At 59.8% G+C, this 16,492-nt stretch carries 13 protein-coding genes; 4 read left to right on the top strand and 9 right to left on the bottom strand.

The annotated features are described in order from the left end of the window. Positions 1-206 precede the first annotated feature (206 nt). Both pssA and ilvC read right to left on the bottom strand, forming a co-directional pair. Positions 207-1,106: a CDP-diacylglycerol--serine O-phosphatidyltransferase gene (gene pssA, locus NAT49_RS14510; protein WP_251595477.1), complete on the bottom strand. Its 900-nt coding sequence runs from the start codon at positions 1,104-1,106 to the stop codon at positions 207-209. A gap of 153 nt (positions 1,107-1,259) precedes the next feature. After that, entirely contained in the window at positions 1,260-2,276 is a 1,017-nt protein-coding gene (gene ilvC / locus NAT49_RS14505; protein ID WP_251595475.1) for a ketol-acid reductoisomerase, read from the bottom strand. Positions 2,277-2,435: 159 nt separating this feature from the next. On the opposite strand from ilvC, the gene ilvY reads away from it, so the two are divergent. Next, on the top strand, positions 2,436-3,326 hold the full coding sequence (gene ilvY / locus NAT49_RS14500) for an HTH-type transcriptional activator IlvY (protein ID WP_251595473.1): 891 nt from the start codon (positions 2,436-2,438) through the stop codon (positions 3,324-3,326). Positions 3,327-3,425: 99 nt separating this feature from the next. Here ilvY and ilvN read toward each other — a convergent pair whose 3' ends face one another. Both ilvN and NAT49_RS14490 read right to left on the bottom strand, forming a co-directional pair. Beyond that, positions 3,426-3,917 carry an acetolactate synthase small subunit gene (ilvN, locus tag NAT49_RS14495; RefSeq protein WP_251595471.1) on the bottom strand — a complete coding sequence of 164 codons (492 nt, stop codon included), beginning with the start codon at positions 3,915-3,917 and terminating at the stop codon, positions 3,426-3,428. Beyond that, positions 3,917-5,641 (bottom strand): acetolactate synthase 3 large subunit, encoded by a 1,725-nt coding sequence (locus NAT49_RS14490; protein WP_251595469.1) that lies wholly within the window; start codon positions 5,639-5,641, stop codon positions 3,917-3,919. Before NAT49_RS14490 ends, ilvN begins: the two co-directional genes overlap by 1 nt. Before the next feature lie 186 nt (positions 5,642-5,827). Here NAT49_RS14490 and treF point away from each other — a divergent pair, with 186 nt between their 5' ends. Next, the gene (treF, locus tag NAT49_RS14485; RefSeq protein ID WP_285836168.1) at positions 5,828-7,696 is read left to right on the top strand and encodes an alpha,alpha-trehalase TreF; all 1,869 of its coding nucleotides are present in this window, start codon (positions 5,828-5,830) and stop codon (positions 7,694-7,696) included. Positions 7,697-7,859: 163 nt separating this feature from the next. Here treF and clpB read toward each other — a convergent pair whose 3' ends face one another. The 3 genes from clpB to rluD all read right to left on the bottom strand — a co-directional run bounded on the left by clpB (position 7,860) and on the right by rluD (position 12,290). Next, the gene (gene clpB / locus NAT49_RS14480; protein ID WP_251595465.1) at positions 7,860-10,445 is read right to left on the bottom strand and encodes an ATP-dependent chaperone ClpB; all 2,586 of its coding nucleotides are present in this window, start codon (positions 10,443-10,445) and stop codon (positions 7,860-7,862) included. 142 nt (positions 10,446-10,587) lie between these two features. Next, positions 10,588-11,331: a peptidoglycan editing factor PgeF gene (pgeF, locus tag NAT49_RS14475; protein WP_251595463.1), complete on the bottom strand. Its 744-nt coding sequence runs from the start codon at positions 11,329-11,331 to the stop codon at positions 10,588-10,590. Further along, a complete protein-coding gene (gene rluD, locus NAT49_RS14470; protein WP_251595461.1) occupies positions 11,328-12,290 on the bottom strand; it encodes a 23S rRNA pseudouridine(1911/1915/1917) synthase RluD in 963 nt (320 codons plus the stop codon). The genes pgeF and rluD overlap by 4 nt, the downstream gene beginning before the upstream one ends. A gap of 142 nt (positions 12,291-12,432) precedes the next feature. On the opposite strand from rluD, the gene NAT49_RS14465 reads away from it, so the two are divergent. Continuing rightward, positions 12,433-13,242, top strand: coding sequence for an outer membrane protein assembly factor BamD (locus tag NAT49_RS14465; protein ID WP_251595459.1), 810 nt, complete (start codon positions 12,433-12,435; stop codon positions 13,240-13,242). Positions 13,243-13,306: 64 nt separating this feature from the next. Here NAT49_RS14465 and NAT49_RS14460 read toward each other — a convergent pair whose 3' ends face one another. Then, the gene (locus NAT49_RS14460) at positions 13,307-14,974 is read right to left on the bottom strand and encodes an NAD+ synthase (protein WP_251595457.1); all 1,668 of its coding nucleotides are present in this window, start codon (positions 14,972-14,974) and stop codon (positions 13,307-13,309) included. 154 nt (positions 14,975-15,128) lie between these two features. Here NAT49_RS14460 and NAT49_RS14455 point away from each other — a divergent pair, with 154 nt between their 5' ends. Next, positions 15,129-15,377 (top strand): PP0621 family protein, encoded by a 249-nt coding sequence (locus NAT49_RS14455; protein ID WP_251595455.1) that lies wholly within the window; start codon positions 15,129-15,131, stop codon positions 15,375-15,377. Here NAT49_RS14455 and thiO read toward each other — a convergent pair. Continuing rightward, on the bottom strand, positions 15,374-16,477 hold the full coding sequence (thiO, locus tag NAT49_RS14450) for a glycine oxidase ThiO (protein ID WP_251595453.1): 1,104 nt from the start codon (positions 16,475-16,477) through the stop codon (positions 15,374-15,376). The genes NAT49_RS14455 and thiO overlap by 4 nt on opposite strands. Between the last annotated feature and the right edge of the window lie 15 nt (positions 16,478-16,492).

Raw genomic sequence — 16,492 nt, 5'->3', positions numbered from 1 at the left:
CCAAACCAAATCAGCGCCTTGCGCACTTCATACTGCCTGGCCGTTTGCGACGTCCCCGACAGCGGATGCGTACTTTACCCACGCACTGACCCAAGCGCAACCCCTTTGTCGAAAAAAGATGACATCGGGATGACACCAATGCAAAAACGCCCCGCAGACCGGGGCCTGCGGGGCGCTTCTAACTTCCAACTTAGACGGCGTGTGCGTCAGGTGTCGTGTTTATCAGACGCAGCGTCCTGATGCTTTTGCTGTACCGACTCATCGATGGAGGACGCCTTCTTGCTCTTGGAGTGGCCACGGTATCGTCTCCAAAGGGCACCGAGCGGTCCGGACAGCGCATAGCTGCCAAAGAGCAACAGCAGCATGACCGAGGGTTCGACCGAAATCACGACAAAACCAAGCACGATGGCCAAAAGCACCACGAACGGTACCGGCCCTTTGAAATCGAGGTCCTTGAAGCTGTAATAACGCACATTACTGACCATCAGGATACCGACAGCCGCCACGACGATCGCCATGAAGAGCTTGAAGCCAAACCCTTCTGCGTTGAAGTTGTGAAAGGTCCAGACAAACCCTGCAACGACGGCCGCCGCGGATGGACTTGGCAGACCAATGAACCACTTCTTGTCGACGCTTCCGATCTGGACATTGAACCGTGCCAGACGAAGCGCGGCACCGGCAACAAACACAAACGCCGCGATCCAGCCGAGCTTGCCGATGTCCTGAAGCGTCCAACTAAACGCGACGATCGCTGGCGCCACACCGAATGATGTCATGTCGGCCAGGCTGTCGTATTCAGCCCCGAATGCGCTTTGCGTATTGGTCATCCGCGCGATCCGCCCATCGAAGCCATCGAGCACCATCGATACGAAGATGGCGATCGCCGCCGCCGCGTAATCGTTATTAAGCGCCGCGACAACGGCGAAGAATCCTGAAAACAGCGCAGACGTGGTAAAGAGATTGGGCAGGAGATAGATGCCCCGGCGACGTACTTTCTGACCGCCCTCCACGACCTCTTCGACAACTTCCGAATCCTCCTTGAACTCGGAAAATGAATCTCGAGGTGCGGGCTGCTCATCGCCGGGGGGGCGATTATCATTTGTCATAACGTAGTAATCCTGTTGTTGACTCATTGTTAATGATGCCATTAACAGACAGGCTAGACGACTCATCGCCAAATAGCCGCCTCCCAAACGCAACACGGGCGCCCTAAGGCGCCCGTGTTGGTAGCAAGTGCTGTTGAGGGATCAAATCCCTGATCAGTTCTTGCTCTTGTCGACCAGCTGATTGGCCGCGATCCACGGCATCATGCCACGAAGACGCTCACCGACCTGCTCGATGTCATGCTCGGCATTGAGACGACGACGCGCGTGCATGGACGGATAGTTGGTGTTGCCTTCCTGAATGAACATCTTGGCGTACTCACCGGACTGAATCCGCTTGAGCGCGTTGCGCATCGCTTCACGCGACTGCTCGTTGATGACTTCAGGCCCGGTCACGTACTCGCCATACTCCGCGTTGTTGGAGATGGAGTAGTTCATGTTGGCGATGCCGCCTTCATACATCAGGTCAACGATCAGTTTCAGCTCGTGCAGGCACTCGAAGTAGGCCATTTCGGGCGCGTAACCCGCTTCGGTCAGCGTTTCGAAACCGGCCTTGACCAGCTCGACCGCACCACCACACAGCACCGCCTGCTCACCGAAGAGATCCGTCTCGGTCTCATCGCGGAAGGTGGTCTCGATGATACCGGTACGACCACCGCCGATCGCTGCCGCGTAGGACAGGGCAGTGTTTTTCGCCTGACCGGACGCGTCCTGCTCGATTGCGATCAGATCCGGGATACCGCCACCGCGTGTGAACTCGGAGCGAACGGTGTGACCCGGTGCCTTCGGCGCGATCATGATGACATCGAGATCAGTGCGCGGAACGATCTGGTTGTAATGGATGTTGAAGCCGTGGGCGAACGCAAGCGTGGCGCCTTCTTTCAGATTCGGCTCGATGTCTTGCTCATAGATCGCCTTCTGGTTTTCATCAGGCGCCAGAATCATGACCAGATCCGCATCGGCGGCAGCACCGGCAACGCTTGCAACCTTAAGACCTGCACCCTCGGCCTTCGCCGCAGAAGAAGAGCCCTTGCGCAGCGCAACGGTCACGTCGACACCGGATTCTTTCAGGTTAAGTGCGTGCGCGTGGCCCTGTGAGCCGTAACCTACGATGGCAACTTTCTTGCCCTGGATCAGCGACAGATCGCAGTCCTTGTCGTAATACACCTGCATGTCGAATTCCTTTAAATCAGAGGTTTGAAGATCGTGTCCGCGTTGAGCCCCCGGCTTCGGGGATGCGCTGTCTTTTGCAGCGCTTTGACTGCACTCTACCGCGCGCCACTCATTGCGTAAAATGCTATATTTGCAAAGAAACGTTGCAGGAAATGCAAAATGGATTTCAAGACCCTCAAACACTTTCTAACCGTCGCCGATCACCTGAATTTCAGTCGGGCAAGCACTCAGTGCCACGTCAGCACCTCAACACTCAGCCGCTCTATTCGACACCTGGAAGATCAGCTGGGCGTGGCCTTGTTCGAGCGCGACAACCGTACCGTGCGTCTAACCAGCGCCGGCCAGCGCTTTCACCCGTTCGCGCGGGATACCCTCGAGCAATGGGACCTCTTGCGTCATACCCTGATGGAGGAGCACGCCACGCTCTTCGGGGAAATCAGCATCTACTGCTCGGTGACCGCCAGCTACAGCTTTCTGTATGAGCTTTTAAGCGAGTTTCGTCTGAACTATCCGCGCATCGAGCTTAAATTGCATACCGGTGACCCGGCGGACGCGGTATCACGCATTCTGTCAGGCCTTGAAGACATGGCCATTACAGCACGACCAGACCGTCTGCCTCCGGCGCTTGCGTTCAAGTCGATCGCCCGTACCCCGCTATTGTTCATCGCGCCCAGGGAGCGGCCGGACTGGCTCGAGACGCGCATCGCCGATAGGCAGTGGGACAGGATTCCGATGATTCTGTCTGAATCGGGGCTTGCACGTGAGCGCATCGAGCACTGGTTTCGAGAGCGCGGCACCAAACCCCACATCTACGCCCAGGTGGCGGGCAACGAAGCCATTGTCAGCATGGTAAGTCTCGGCTTTGGCGTCGGCATCGTGCCCGAAATGGTGCTTGAAAATAGCCCCCTGGCCGACCGGGTTCATGCGCTCGACGTTCAGCCGACACTCACCCCCTACGATGTCGGCTTGTGCGTCAATCAAAAGAAGCTCAAAAACCCGCTGACGATGGCGCTCTGGTCTCAAGTCGCCCCGCCGGAGGACACTCAGTGAGGCTTCTCGGTGAGCGCCTCCCTCCGACACGCACGCATCATTCAGACATAAAAAAAGCCGCTCACGATGAGCGGCTCAATAACTCGACAAGGCGTCAACTCACACGCTGAGTACTTTCTCGCCGCGGGCAATGCCCGAAACCCCGGTGCGGGCCACTTCAAGAATGCCAACAGGCGCGACAGCGCTTAAGAACGCGTCGAGCTTGCTGGCATCGCCTGTGATCTGAACCGTGTAGATGCCCGGCGTGACGTCAACGATCTGTGCCCGGAAGATGTCCACCGTGCGCTTGACCTCATCGCGCTGGGCGCCGTAGGCCTTGACCTTGACGAGCATCAGCTCGCGCTCGATGTGCGCGCCTTCGGTAAGATCCACCAGCTTGACCACGTCGATCAGCTTGTTGAGCTGCTTGGTAATCTGCTCGATGATGCGCTCATCACCGGTGGTGGTCACCGTCAGACGCGACAGCGTCGGGTCGTCGGTCGGCGCCACGTTCAACGTCTCGATGTTGAAGTTACGCTGAGAGAAGAGCCCTACGGCGCGCGACAGCGCGCCCGGTTCGTTTTCAAGCAAGATTGAGATGATATGGCGCATCAGGTTCGCTCCGTCTTGGAAAGCAGCATGTCGCGCATGGAGCCCAGAGGCACATGCATCGGATAGACGTGCTCACGCGGGTCGACCTGCACATCCAAAAACACCAGCTCGTGAGGATGCTTGAACGTTTCTTCAAGCGCGGCGTCCAGCTCCTCCGGCGTACGCACCGTGATGGCGCGGAAGCCGTAAGCACCGAGCAGCGCCTCGAAATCCGGAAGCGACTCCATATAGGACTGAGCATGGCGGGACTTGTAGTTCAAATCCTGCCACTGACGCACCATTCCAAGCGACTGGTTGTTCAGATTGACGATCTTGACCCCGATGCCGAACTGCTTACAGGTCGAGAGCTCCTGCATCATCATCTGAAAGCTGCCTTCCCCGGTAAACAGCACAACGTCGTCATCCGGGTAATTCAACTTGATGCCCATGGCGGCTGGAAGCCCGAAGCCCATGGTGCCGAGACCGCTTGAGGACACCCAGCGGTTGGGCTGGTTGAACTTGTAGTACTGGCCGGCAAACATCTGGTGCTGACCAACATCGGTGACCACATAGGCGTCGCCGTCGGTGGCCTTGTGTACCGCCTCGACCACCTGCTGCGGCTTCAGCGTCTCGCCCGGCCCTGCCGGCTCGTACAGCTTGCCATCGCGCTCGCCGCGCCACTGCTCGATGCTGGTCCACCATTCATCGAGATCATCACGATTTTCCTGCTCACGCTCGGAAATCAGCCCCAGCATGTCGTTGAGCACGTGATTGGCCGCGCCCACGATCGGTACATCGGCCCGCACGGTCTTTGAAATCGAGCTGGGATCGATGTCGATGTGGATGATTTTCGCGGTCGGGCAGAACTTGGAGACGTTGTTGGTCACGCGGTCATCGAAGCGAACGCCGACGCCAAGAATCAGATCGGCGTGGTGCATGGCCATATTGGCCTCATAGGAGCCGTGCATGCCGAGCCAGCCGAGTGACTGACGATCGCCCTGCGGATAAGCACCCAGGCCCATCAGCGACGTCGTGACCGGCACATTCAAGCGCCGAGCCAGATCGGTCAATGCCTCGCTTGCCTTGCCGAACACCACACCGCCGCCTGCGAAGATGACCGGGCGCTTGGCCTTTAAAAGCAGCTCAACGGCCTTTTTGGTCTGACCGGTATGGCCACGGGTCACCGGATTATAGGAGCGTAGCTTGACCTTCTTCGGATAGACGTACTCGTAGCGTTCGGTCGGCGCGGTCATGTCTTTCGGAATATCCACCACGACAGGACCGGGACGGCCGGAACTTGCCAAGTAGAACGCCTTCTTGAGCACGGTCGGAATTTCTGAAGCGTGACGGATGGAGAAGCTGTGTTTGACGACCGGCCGAGTCACTCCGACGATGTCGGTTTCCTGGAAGGCGTCTTCGCCGATCAAATGGCTTGCAACCTGCCCACACAGGACGACCATCGGGATGGAATCCATATAGGCCGTTGCGATACCGGTAACGGCATTGGTCGCGCCCGGGCCTGAGGTGACCAGCACCACGCCCGGCTTGCCGGAAGCGCGCGCATAGCCATCGGCCATGTGCGTTGCGGCTTGTTCGTGGCGAACAAGAATGTGTTTTACATCATCCTGGCGAAATAGCGCATCATAGATATGAAGCGCGGCTCCACCGGGGTACCCATATACATACTCAACGCCCTCATCCTTCAGGAAGCGGGCGATCATGTCGGCGCCAGAAAGCAGTTCCACAGGTAATTCCTCTAGGTTAGGTCTCGATCGCAATCACGGTGCGGTGCGCACCGGAGTTCGAGGGTGGCGTGGCCACCTGCCGTCGCCCGAGGCAAACGGCACCTGAATGTCAGACCTGACGTGCCGACCCGGATAGCGGTCAGCGAGCAGCGACGAAGGTCGGTTGGACCCTCGCGGGGCAGATGGATGGCGGCGTATACTGCGCCCTGCCCGAACCGTCTTTCGACAGGATATCAGTGGAGCCTGGCTCCACATTTACGTAAGCGACGAGGGTGGTTCGTCAACGCTTACGCCCGCAATCAGGAGCGCCCAAGATTCCACCAGGGAGCGGACCGTGTCAACCGCCAAGCGCCACCGAGCGTGGCGGAGGCACTGACAGGGAATTTATCGGGTCAGCAGTGCGACCTGCCGGTTCACTGTTATCATGATTGCCACGTTGGTTTAATACTGAAATTCAAAGCTGCCGGAGCGCTGATGGCGACTGACAAACAAAGCGGTAACGCGGCCCCTCAGCACGCACTGCATAAAACGACCCCTGCCCCACCCAAGCTCTGGGGCGATCTTTTTATGGACGTTCAGAACCGTCATCTCTTTGCCGACAGTAAAACGTTCGTCGATATGGTTCCGTCCCTGCCGCCTGAAACCGTGCTGTCTCATTACCGGGCGATCAAGGAAAAGCATGGCCCGTTCAGCGATGAAGCGTTGAAAACGTTCATCGAGGCACATTTCGTCGAACAGGACACCGAGCAGGATTACACCCCCGAGCCCGGCCAATCGATCTCCAAGCACATCGACCAGCTTTGGCCGGTACTGACCCGGCATCTCGGTACGGACCTGAACCCGCACTCCTCACGTCTGCCGCTACCGTACGACTACGTGGTGCCCGGCGGTCGATTCAACGAGGTGTATTACTGGGACAGTTACTTCACCATGCTCGGGCTACAGGTCAGCGGCCTTGATCGCACGGTGCGGGAAATGACCGACAACTTCGCGTTTCTGATCGAAACCTACGGTCATGTTCCCAATGGCAACCGCACCTACTACCTGTCGCGCTCCCAACCGCCGTTCTTTTCGGCCATGGTCGCCATGCGCGCATTGCACGAGGGCGATGGCATCTATCGTCACTACCTGCCGATGCTGGTAAAGGAATACAACTACTGGATGGATGGCGCGGATACGCTTCCGCCGGAGCAGTCTCATCGCCGAGTAATCAAGCTTTCTGATGGCACCCTGCTGAACCGCTACTGGGACGATGAAAACACGCCCCGCCCAGAATCGTTCCGAGAGGACATCCTGACCGCGCGCCATATTTCACGGCCTCACGAAGACGTCTGGCGCAACATTCGCGCCGCCGGTGAAAGCGGCTGGGATTTTAGCTCTCGCTGGCTGGCCGACGGTCATCATCTGGCAACGATTCGTACCATAGATGTCGCACCGGTGGATCTGAACTGCCTGATGTATCGTCTGGAGGCGATGATCGCCCGCGGTTTCGAACTCGAAGACAACATGACCCAGACCCGGTTCTATCAGCAGCGTGCCCGCAAGCGGCGCGACGTAATTCGCACCCTCTTCTGGGACGATGACGCCGGCTTCTTCCGCGACTATCTCTGGCACGAGCGCACACAGACCCAGAGCGTCAGCGGCGCCATGGCCTTTCCGCTCTACGTGCAGGCCGCCACCACCGATCAGGCAGAGCGCACCGCCCGCGCAATGGAGCGCCACCTGCTGGAGCGGGGCGGACTCAGCGCCACCAATCTCGAAACCGAAGAGCAATGGGACAAGCCCAACGGCTGGGCACCCCTGCAGTGGGTCTCGGTGATCGGACTTCGTCACTACGGTCAGCGCGCGCTCGCGCGCGACATCGCCAGTCGCTGGATCGAAACCAACATCGAGCGTTTCTGCGAGGAAGGCAAACTGATCGAAAAGTATAACGTGGTCGACAAGAAGCGCGCCGAGGGCGGTGAATATCCGGCCCAGGACGGCTTCGGCTGGACCAATGGCGTCCTGCGCGCACTGATGGACCTCTACCCTGACGTCGCCTCCGACACCTGTTAGGCGCCTGAACCGGTCATCGCGTCAAAGCGATGCTCGATTACGCGGTACGCCTACTACTCATAGGTGATCATCACGCCCCTTAGAGCTACGCATTGACGTAATAAAAAACCCCGCCTAGGCGGGGTTTTTTATTACGTCAATGCGGCATGGAAAGATATTGCGCTTACGCCGATTTGGTATGGAACGACAGCGCATCGTCCTCGACATCCACCTCGATGGTGTCGCCCGGCCCGAAGCGTCCGGACAGCAGCGCCTGCGCCAACGGGTTTTCGAGCTGACTCTGAATCGCACGCTTGAGCGGGCGGGCACCGTAGACCGGGTCAAATCCGGCCTCGGCCAGTTTCGCCATCGCAGCCTCCGAAACCTCAAGCGCCATGTCACGCTCCTTGAGGCGCTGACGCAGGCGGTCGAGCTGGATCGAGGCAATCCGCGCAATCTCATTTTTCGCCAGAGCGTGGAACACCACGACCTCATCGATGCGGTTGATCAGCTCGGGCCGGAAGTGGTTACTGACCACGTCCATGACCGAGCGCTTCATCGCGTCGTAGTCGGATTCACCGCCGCCAAAGGCCTGAATGACGTCGCTGCCCATGTTCGAGGTCATGACCACTACGGTGTTACGGAAGTCGACCGTGCGCCCCTGACCGTCGGTCAGTCGACCGTCTTCCAGCACCTGCAACAGGATATTGAACACATCCGGGTGGGCCTTTTCGACCTCATCAAGCAGCAGCACCGAATAGGGCTTGCGGCGAACGGCTTCGGTCAGATAGCCGCCCTCTTCATAGCCGACGTACCCCGGCGGCGCCCCGATCAAGCGAGCCACGGAATGCTTCTCCATGAACTCGGACATATCGATGCGCACCATGGCCTCTTCGGTATCGAACAGGAAGTTGGCAAGCGACTTGCACAGCTCGGTCTTGCCGACCCCGGTTGGCCCGAGAAACAGGAACGAGCCGTTCGGTCGGTTCGGATCACTGATGCCGGCGCGCGAGCGACGCACCGCATTGGAAACCGCCTCTACTGCTTCGTTTTGACCGATTACGCGCTCATGCAGTGCCTCTTCCATGCGCAGCAGCTTGTCGCGCTCGCCTTCGAGCATCTTGGCCACCGGAATGCCGGTCCAGCGTGACACCACCTCGGCAATCTCTTCCTCGGTCACGTTGGAGCGCAGCAGATGAAGCGGCGTCTGCTCGGCTTCGCCGGCCTCGCTGATCTTGCGCTCAAGCTCTGGAATCCGGCCGTACTGAAGCTCGGACATTTTCCCGAGATCGCCCTGTCGCCGCGCGGTCTCAAGCTCGATACGGGCCTGCTCGAGCTCGGCCTTGTACTGAGCCGCGCCCTGAAGACTCGCTTTCTCGGCGGTCCAGACCTCGTCGAGGTCGGCGTATTCACGCTCAAGCTCACCGATGGTGGTCTCGAGCGTTTCGAGCCGGCGACGGGACGCCTCATCGGTCTCTTTCTTGAGCGCCTCGCGCTCGATCTTGAGCTGAATCAGGCGCCGTTCGAGCCGGTCCATTTCCTCGGGCTTGGAATCCATCTCCATGCGAATGCGCGAGGCGGCCTCATCGATCAGATCGATGGCCTTGTCCGGCAGCTGCCGGTCGGTGATGTAGCGCGTGGAAAGCTTGGCCGCCGCGATGATCGCCGAATCGGTAATATCGACGCCGTGATGGACCTCGTAACGCTCTTTCAACCCGCGAAGAATCGCGATGGTGTCTTCTTCGGACGGCTCATCGACCAGGACTTTCTGAAAGCGACGCTCGAGCGCGGCGTCCTTTTCAATGTCCTGGCGATATTCATCAAGAGTGGTCGCGCCCACGCAGTGAAGCTCACCGCGGGCAAGCGCGGGTTTGAGCATGTTGCCCGCGTCCATCGAGCCTTCGGCCTTGCCCGCACCGACCATGGTGTGCAGCTCGTCGATGAAGAGAATCACCCGACCCTCTTCCTTTGACAGCTCATTGAGCACGCCCTTGAGGCGCTCCTCGAAATCGCCGCGGTACTTGGCCCCGGCCAGCAGCGCACCGAGATCAAGCGACAGAACACGCTTGTTCTTGAGCCCTTCCGGCACTTCACCATTGACGATACGGCTGGCGAGCCCCTCGACAATGGCGGTCTTGCCCACACCAGGCTCACCGATCAGGACCGGGTTGTTCTTGGTGCGGCGCTGAAGCACCTGAATGGTTCGGCGAATTTCCTCGTCTCGGCCGATCACGGGATCAAGCTTGCCACTGGCGGCACGCGCAGTCAGGTCGGTGGTGTACTTCTCGAGCGCCTCACGGGTCTCTTCAGCGGATGCGTCATCGACCGTCTCGCCGCCTCGAAGCTGATCGATCGCGGCGCGCACGTGCTTGGCATCGAGTCCGGCCTGCTTCAAGAGCTTGCTGACGTCGTGCTTCATTTCAAGCGCGGCCACCAGCAGCAGCTCGCTGGCGACGTATTGATCGCCGCGGCCTTGCGCCTCGCGGTCGGCCAGATTCAGAAGCTGGCCGAGCGACTGGCTCATGCCGACGTTGCCGTCGAACTGGCTGACGGTCGGCAGGTTATCAAGGTGCGATTCCAGCCCGCGGCGCACCTGGTCGGGGTTGCCACCGGCCTTTTGAATCAGCGATTTGAAGCCGCTGTCACGCGCATCGAATAGCGCGCTCAACACATGGGCGGGCTGCAGCTCGTTATGGCCCCGCCCGACCGCGAGCGACTGAGCGTCGGCGAGTGCGTTTTGAAGCTTGCTGGTCAGTCGATCCATTCTCATGAGTCATCCTCCAGGCATCTGGGCTCAAGTGGCTCGAAAGCCCCTGAATCAGCGATGCCATTTAGTTCAATGATGACTTATAGATAGTGGCGAACCGATGGATTTCAAGGTAGGGCGCGCTAAAAAACCCAGTCAGACTTGCTCAGCGCGCCAGCCAGATAACGCTTGCCATGCGGCCGGTGACGCCGTCACGGCGGTAGGAATAGAACCGCTCGTCGGAGGCGGTACAGAAATGCCCACCGCTGATGCGATGCACCCCGAGCCCGGTCAGACGCTGTCTTGCAAGCTTGTACAGATCGCCCATGTAATGCTTGAGCCGATACGGGCTTGGATCAAACGCCTTGAACGCCTCGGGCTGCACCTCGAGAAACGCCTCACGCACCTCTTCGCCGACTTCGAACTGCGCATTTGAGATGGCAGGACCGAGCCAGACAAGAAGATCCGCTGGATCAGCCTCGAACGCATCAATGGCCGCTTCAATCACGCCGTCACGCAGGCCGCGCCACCCGGCATGAACCACCGAGACCTGCGTACCGGCGCCATCGCAGATAAACAGCGGCAGGCAATCAGCGGTCATCACCGCACAGGCGTACTCGGCATCATAGGCGATGGCGGCGTCGGCTTTTGGCGCGGTCTCGAACCGGCGCTGAACGGTGGTGCCGTGCACCTGATCGAGCCAGAGGATCGGGCGGTCATCACCGATCTCATCGCTGATCAACTGACGGCAAAGCGAGACGGTCTCTGCGTCATCGCCGACGTGCATGGCCGGGTTGAAAGCCGTGTACGGCGCCCGACTCGGCCCGGTTTCCCGCGTGGTCATGAACGCACCCACGGTGCTGGGCGCCTCCCATTCGGGCAGCAACAGGGTCGGTCGGGAGGGAATCATGACGCGTATTCTTCCGTGTCGGTTCGAAGGTGATGCAGCAAGATCTGCATGTCATCCGGCAACTCGGCTTCGATCGTCACCGGCTCGCCGTGGTCAGGGTGATCGAAGCTCAAGCGCCGCGCATGTAGCGCCTGTCGATTGAAGCCGCGCAACGTCTCCTTGAGCACCTCACTGGCACCGGCCACCTGTTTAAGCCGGCCACCATAGACCGGATCACCGACCAGCGGGTGATGCACATGGGCCATGTGAACGCGGATCTGGTGCGTTCGCCCGGTCTCAAGCCTGCAGCGCACGTGCGTATGGCCACGAAAACGTTCCTGAACGCGGTAATGCGTCACGGCCGGCTTGCCAGCGCTGACCACAGCCTGGCGCTTGCGGTCCTTCGGGTGGCGCCCGATGGGCTGGTCGACGTGGCCACCCGCGATCATGGGGCCATTGACGATGGCGTCGTACTCACGCGTGACCGTTTTTTCCTGAAGCTGCTCCACCAGCGAGGTCTGAGCCTGCAGTGTTTTCGCAACGACCATAAGCCCCGTGGTCAGCTTGTCGAGTCGATGCACGATGCCGGCTCGGGGCAGCTGGGTAAGCGAGGGACAGTGATGAATCAGCGCATTCAACAGCGTGCCATCGTAGTTGCCCGCCGCCGGATGCACCACGAGCCCCGAGGGCTTGTTGATCACCAGGACACTGTCATCTTCGAAGCGAATATCAAGTTCAATGGCTTCCGGCGTCCAGTCGCCCTGAGGCGCCAGCTCGGCGTTGATGGTCAAGGATTCGCCGCCCTGTACCTTTGATTTGGGCTTGGCCGGCGCCCCATCGCACAACAGGGCCTGTTCGTTGATCCACTGTTTGAGACGCTGGCGAGAGAACTCGCTGAACAGCTCCGCCGCCGCCTGATCCAGACGCCATCCCATCATTTCGTCCGGTACCGTCCGGTCGCGCTCTATCTTATCGGCCATCCACTCTCCCGGGCGTCGATGCCCCAAGGTGTCTTATCATCAAGTGATGCTTTATAGTACCCGATCAAAGCCCGAGGGCTTGACGGATCATCGCGGCGAAGTCTATCACGCCCATCAAGAAATGCCCGATATGAGGAAAATGATGCGCGCCATTTCTCTGAGTGTACTCGCGTTGACGCTGGGCCTGCTGGCCGGTTGCGCAGGCGACGGCAACAAGCAGACTCAGGACGCTCCTGAGCAACAACTTTATCAACAAGCCCAGAAGGCACTCGACGATGGGCGCTATTCGGCGGCGGTCAACTATCTGGAAGCGCTGGACAGCCGCTACCCGTTCGGCGACTACGCCGAACAGGCTCAGCTCGAGCTGATCTACGGCTACTACCAGGTTGAGAACTGGGATCAGACACGCGCTGCAGCCAGCCGCTTCATTCGTCTGCACCCGGACAACGCTCAGGTCGATTACGCCTATTACCTGCGCGGTCTCGCGGCCTGGGAGGCCGGCCGGTTCAGTCTTGAAGGCCTTGATCTGATCGACATTTCAAAACGCGATCTCGGCGCGACCCGGGATGCCTACGTCGATTTCGGCGAGCTGGTTCGTCGCTTCCCGGACAGCCCCTACGCCCCCGATGCCCGACAGCGCATCATTTATCTTCGAAACGTGCTGGCTCGAAACGAACTGCAGGCCGCCGATTTCTATCTGCGCAAAGAGGCCTACACTGCGGCGGTCAAGCGCGGCCAGTGGGTTATCGATCATTACCCGCAGACACCGGCCACACGCGATGCGCTTGCGGTAATGGTGGAAGGCTATCTGGGCCTTGGCATGAAGGATCGCGCAAGAGAAGTTCTGACCGAGCTGATCAAGAACGATCCGAAAAATGACCGACTGCGAGGCGCCACGTTCGTGCCACGCTACGTTGATGCCAAACCGCTGAAAGCACACGGCGCTGGCTGATGACAGCCCGGGCCAATAAAAAACCCTGCCTAGGCAGGGTTTTTTTATGCGCGCAGGAACAGGTTCAATTACCGGGCTGCCAGCCGTTGACGATCGGGTAGCGCCGGTCGCGGCCAAAGCCTCGCCGGGTCACACGTACGCCTGGTGGGGCCTGGCGCCGCTTGTATTCGTTACGATCGACCAGACGAATGGTGCGCTCGACATCGTCATGCTGATACCCGCGCCCAACGATGGTTTCAAGGCTCTCATCGCCCTCGATGTAGCAGCGAAGAATCCCATCGAGTACGTCGTACTCGGGCAGGGAGTCGGAGTCCTTCTGATCCGGCGCCAACTCAGCCGACGGCGGGCGCGTAATCACCCGATCGGGAATCATCTCGCCGTCGCCCTGCTGATTGCGCCAGCGCGCCAGTCGATACACCCAGGTCTTGTAGACGTCCTTGAGCGCGTTATAGCCACCGACCATATCTCCATAAAGCGTGGCGTAGCCGACCGCCATTTCGCTCTTGTTGCCTGTCGTCAGTACCATCAGGCCCTTCTTGTTGGAGATCGCCATCAACAGCACGCCACGACAGCGCGACTGAAGGTTTTCCTCGGTCGTGTCGCGTGCAAGCCCTTCGAAGCTTTGCGATAACGTCTCGGTGAAGGCCTCAACCATCGGCGCGATCGGCATGACGTCGTACTCGACCCCGAGCGCCCGGGCCTGCTCGGCGGCGTCTTCTCGCGAGATTTCAGCGGTGTAGTGATAGGGCATCATGACCGCGTGCACTCGATCAGCGCCGAGTGCATCGACCGCGATGGCAAGTGACAGGCCCGAATCGATGCCGCCTGAAAGTCCGAGCACCACGCCCTTGAACCCGCTTTTATTGACGTAGTCCCGCACACCGGAGACCAGCGCGCAGTAAAGCGACTCCTCATCCGTGGGCCAGGGGTAGCGCTCACCGGCAAGCGGCACGAAACGCTCATCGCGACGTTCGAACTGTACCGGCATGATCCCCACTTCCCAGGCCGGCGCCTGGACAACGGTGTCACCGTTTGCATCGAGTGCAAAAGATGCCCCATCGAACACCAGCTCATCCTGACCGCCGATCTGGTTGACGTAGACAATACTGGCACCGGCCTGGCGGGCGCGCTGGCTCATCAGCGCCACACGCTCCTCGAACTTGTCGACGTGGTAAGGCGAGCCATTGGGGGAAAGAATGATATCGACGCCCTGATCCTTGATCCGCTCGATGGGGCCGTCGTCCCACAAGTCCTCACAGATCAGAAGCGCCAGTCGTGCCCCCTTGAACTCGAATACGCACGGCGCATTTCCTGCCTCGAAATAGCGCTGCTCGTCGAAGACCAGGTAATTGGGCAGGGCCTGCTTGCGGTATTCATGAAGCCACTGACCGCCATACAGGGCACCGGCGACGTTATAACGCTTGCCGTCTCTAAGAGCGGGATACCCGATCACGACCAGTACATCGGAGGCCATCTGCGCGGCCATGGTCTCAAGCGCCTCCTCGACCCGGGCGTGCATCGAATCACGCAGCAGCAAATCCTCAGGGGGATAGCCTGTCAGGAAAAGCTCAGGCAGCACGACGATGTCAGCGTGATGTTCGATTCGCGCCTCGCGCACACCTTCGATAGCTTTCAGGGCGTTGCCCCTGACGTCACCGACCAGCGGGTCGAGCTGGGCCATGACCACGGTCAACGACGTTGCATCCGATGGGGTTGAATACTCTTGATCCATGAACAACCTTTCTTTTATTCCCGGGGCGCCTTGCGCCGACTACATGGCTCGCGCCCGAACGTCACGCTCGGTCTGAGTAGCGGTCATTCAGGCGGCTGTTTGATAACATGGGCTCATTGTACGCATTGTGAACGGTGACCTACCAAGGAATATCATGGCACGCTTTCTGATCCTTCTTGCGCTCATATGGCTTGGCTTCATGGCCTATCGCGCACTCAAGCGCAAAACGCGGTCGCTCAAGGCGTCAAACCCGGCCGCCCATTCGAATGAGGAACACCGCATGGTGCGCTGCGCTCAGTGCCAGCTGCACATACCGGAGCCGGACGCCGTGCGCCACGGGGCGGATCACTTTTGCTGTCAGGCGCATCGGGTGCAGTACCTGCAACGAAACGATCGCCATTAACCCATGGCGCAGTTCTTGAGCGCCGTGTGATACGAGGCCGGATCCACGCAGCAGGGATCGCCTGTCATCTGCTCGACCAATAAACGGCTGGCCCCGGGCGCCAGAACCACGCCGTTTCCGAAGTGGCCGGCGTTCACCCAGAGCCCCTTGATGTCGGCAACCGGCCCGATATGGGGGATGCTATCTGGCGCGCCCGGGCGCAGGCCCGCCCAGTGGTGGACGACCGGGCAGTCGATCAACGCAGGAAAAAGGTCGAGCGCCTGATCGAACAGCAGCGCTCGGGCCTGCTCGCTCGGCGTCTTGTCAAAGCCCACCTCTTCAAACGTACTACCGACAAGCACATGTCCATCCCGCCGTGGAATTGCATAAAACCCGTGCGAGAGCACCACATGGGACAGAAATTCAGGCGAGGCCTTGAACAACAGCATCTGCCCCTTGACCGGGTACACCGGCAGGGTGATGCGATTGGCCGCCAGCAGCTCCCCGCTCCAGGCACCACTACACACCACCACGTCGCCGGCGCTTAAAAGCGAATGCGAGGTCTCCACGCCGATCGCCCGGGATTGATCGATGCGCACGCGCTTTACTTCGACCCCCTCAAGTAAGCGTACATGAGGCGACTCCTGCGCCCAGCGCCTAAGCGCCTGCCCCAGCCTCGGCGTTCTGAGGCTGCCAAGGCCCGGCATGAAAACACCGCTGTCATAGCGGTGGGACAAGGTGGGTAGCGACGCTCCAATGGACGGACCTTCCTGCGGCAATACGGTGGCGGAAAGCGCGCGAGCCCACTCAAGGATGTCGTCGGTGTCATCGACATCGATGTAGTAGATGCCAGGCCTGGAAAATTCCGGGTCGATGCCGGTCGCCTCCGTCAGTGCCGTTACCACCTGCGGGTATTCGGCAATCGAGTGGCGCGCCAGTTCATTGACGCAGCGCCGGTATCGCCAGGGGTAAAGCGGTGAAACGATGCCGCCGCCGGCCCATGACGCCTCACGCGCGCAGTCCTGGCGGTCGATTACCGTCACGCTTGCGCCTGCCTCCACCAGATACTTGGCCGTCATAAGGCCTGAGACGCCGCCGCCGATAACCACTACATCGTTCAATTAAACACCCCTAAT

Origin of the sequence: Larsenimonas suaedae, assembly GCF_023712105.1 — a bacterium.
GTDB lineage: Bacteria > Pseudomonadota > Gammaproteobacteria > Pseudomonadales > Halomonadaceae > Larsenimonas > Larsenimonas suaedae.
The sequence above is the reverse complement of the archived record's forward strand: the minus strand, read 5'-3'. Positions and strand labels throughout refer to the sequence as shown.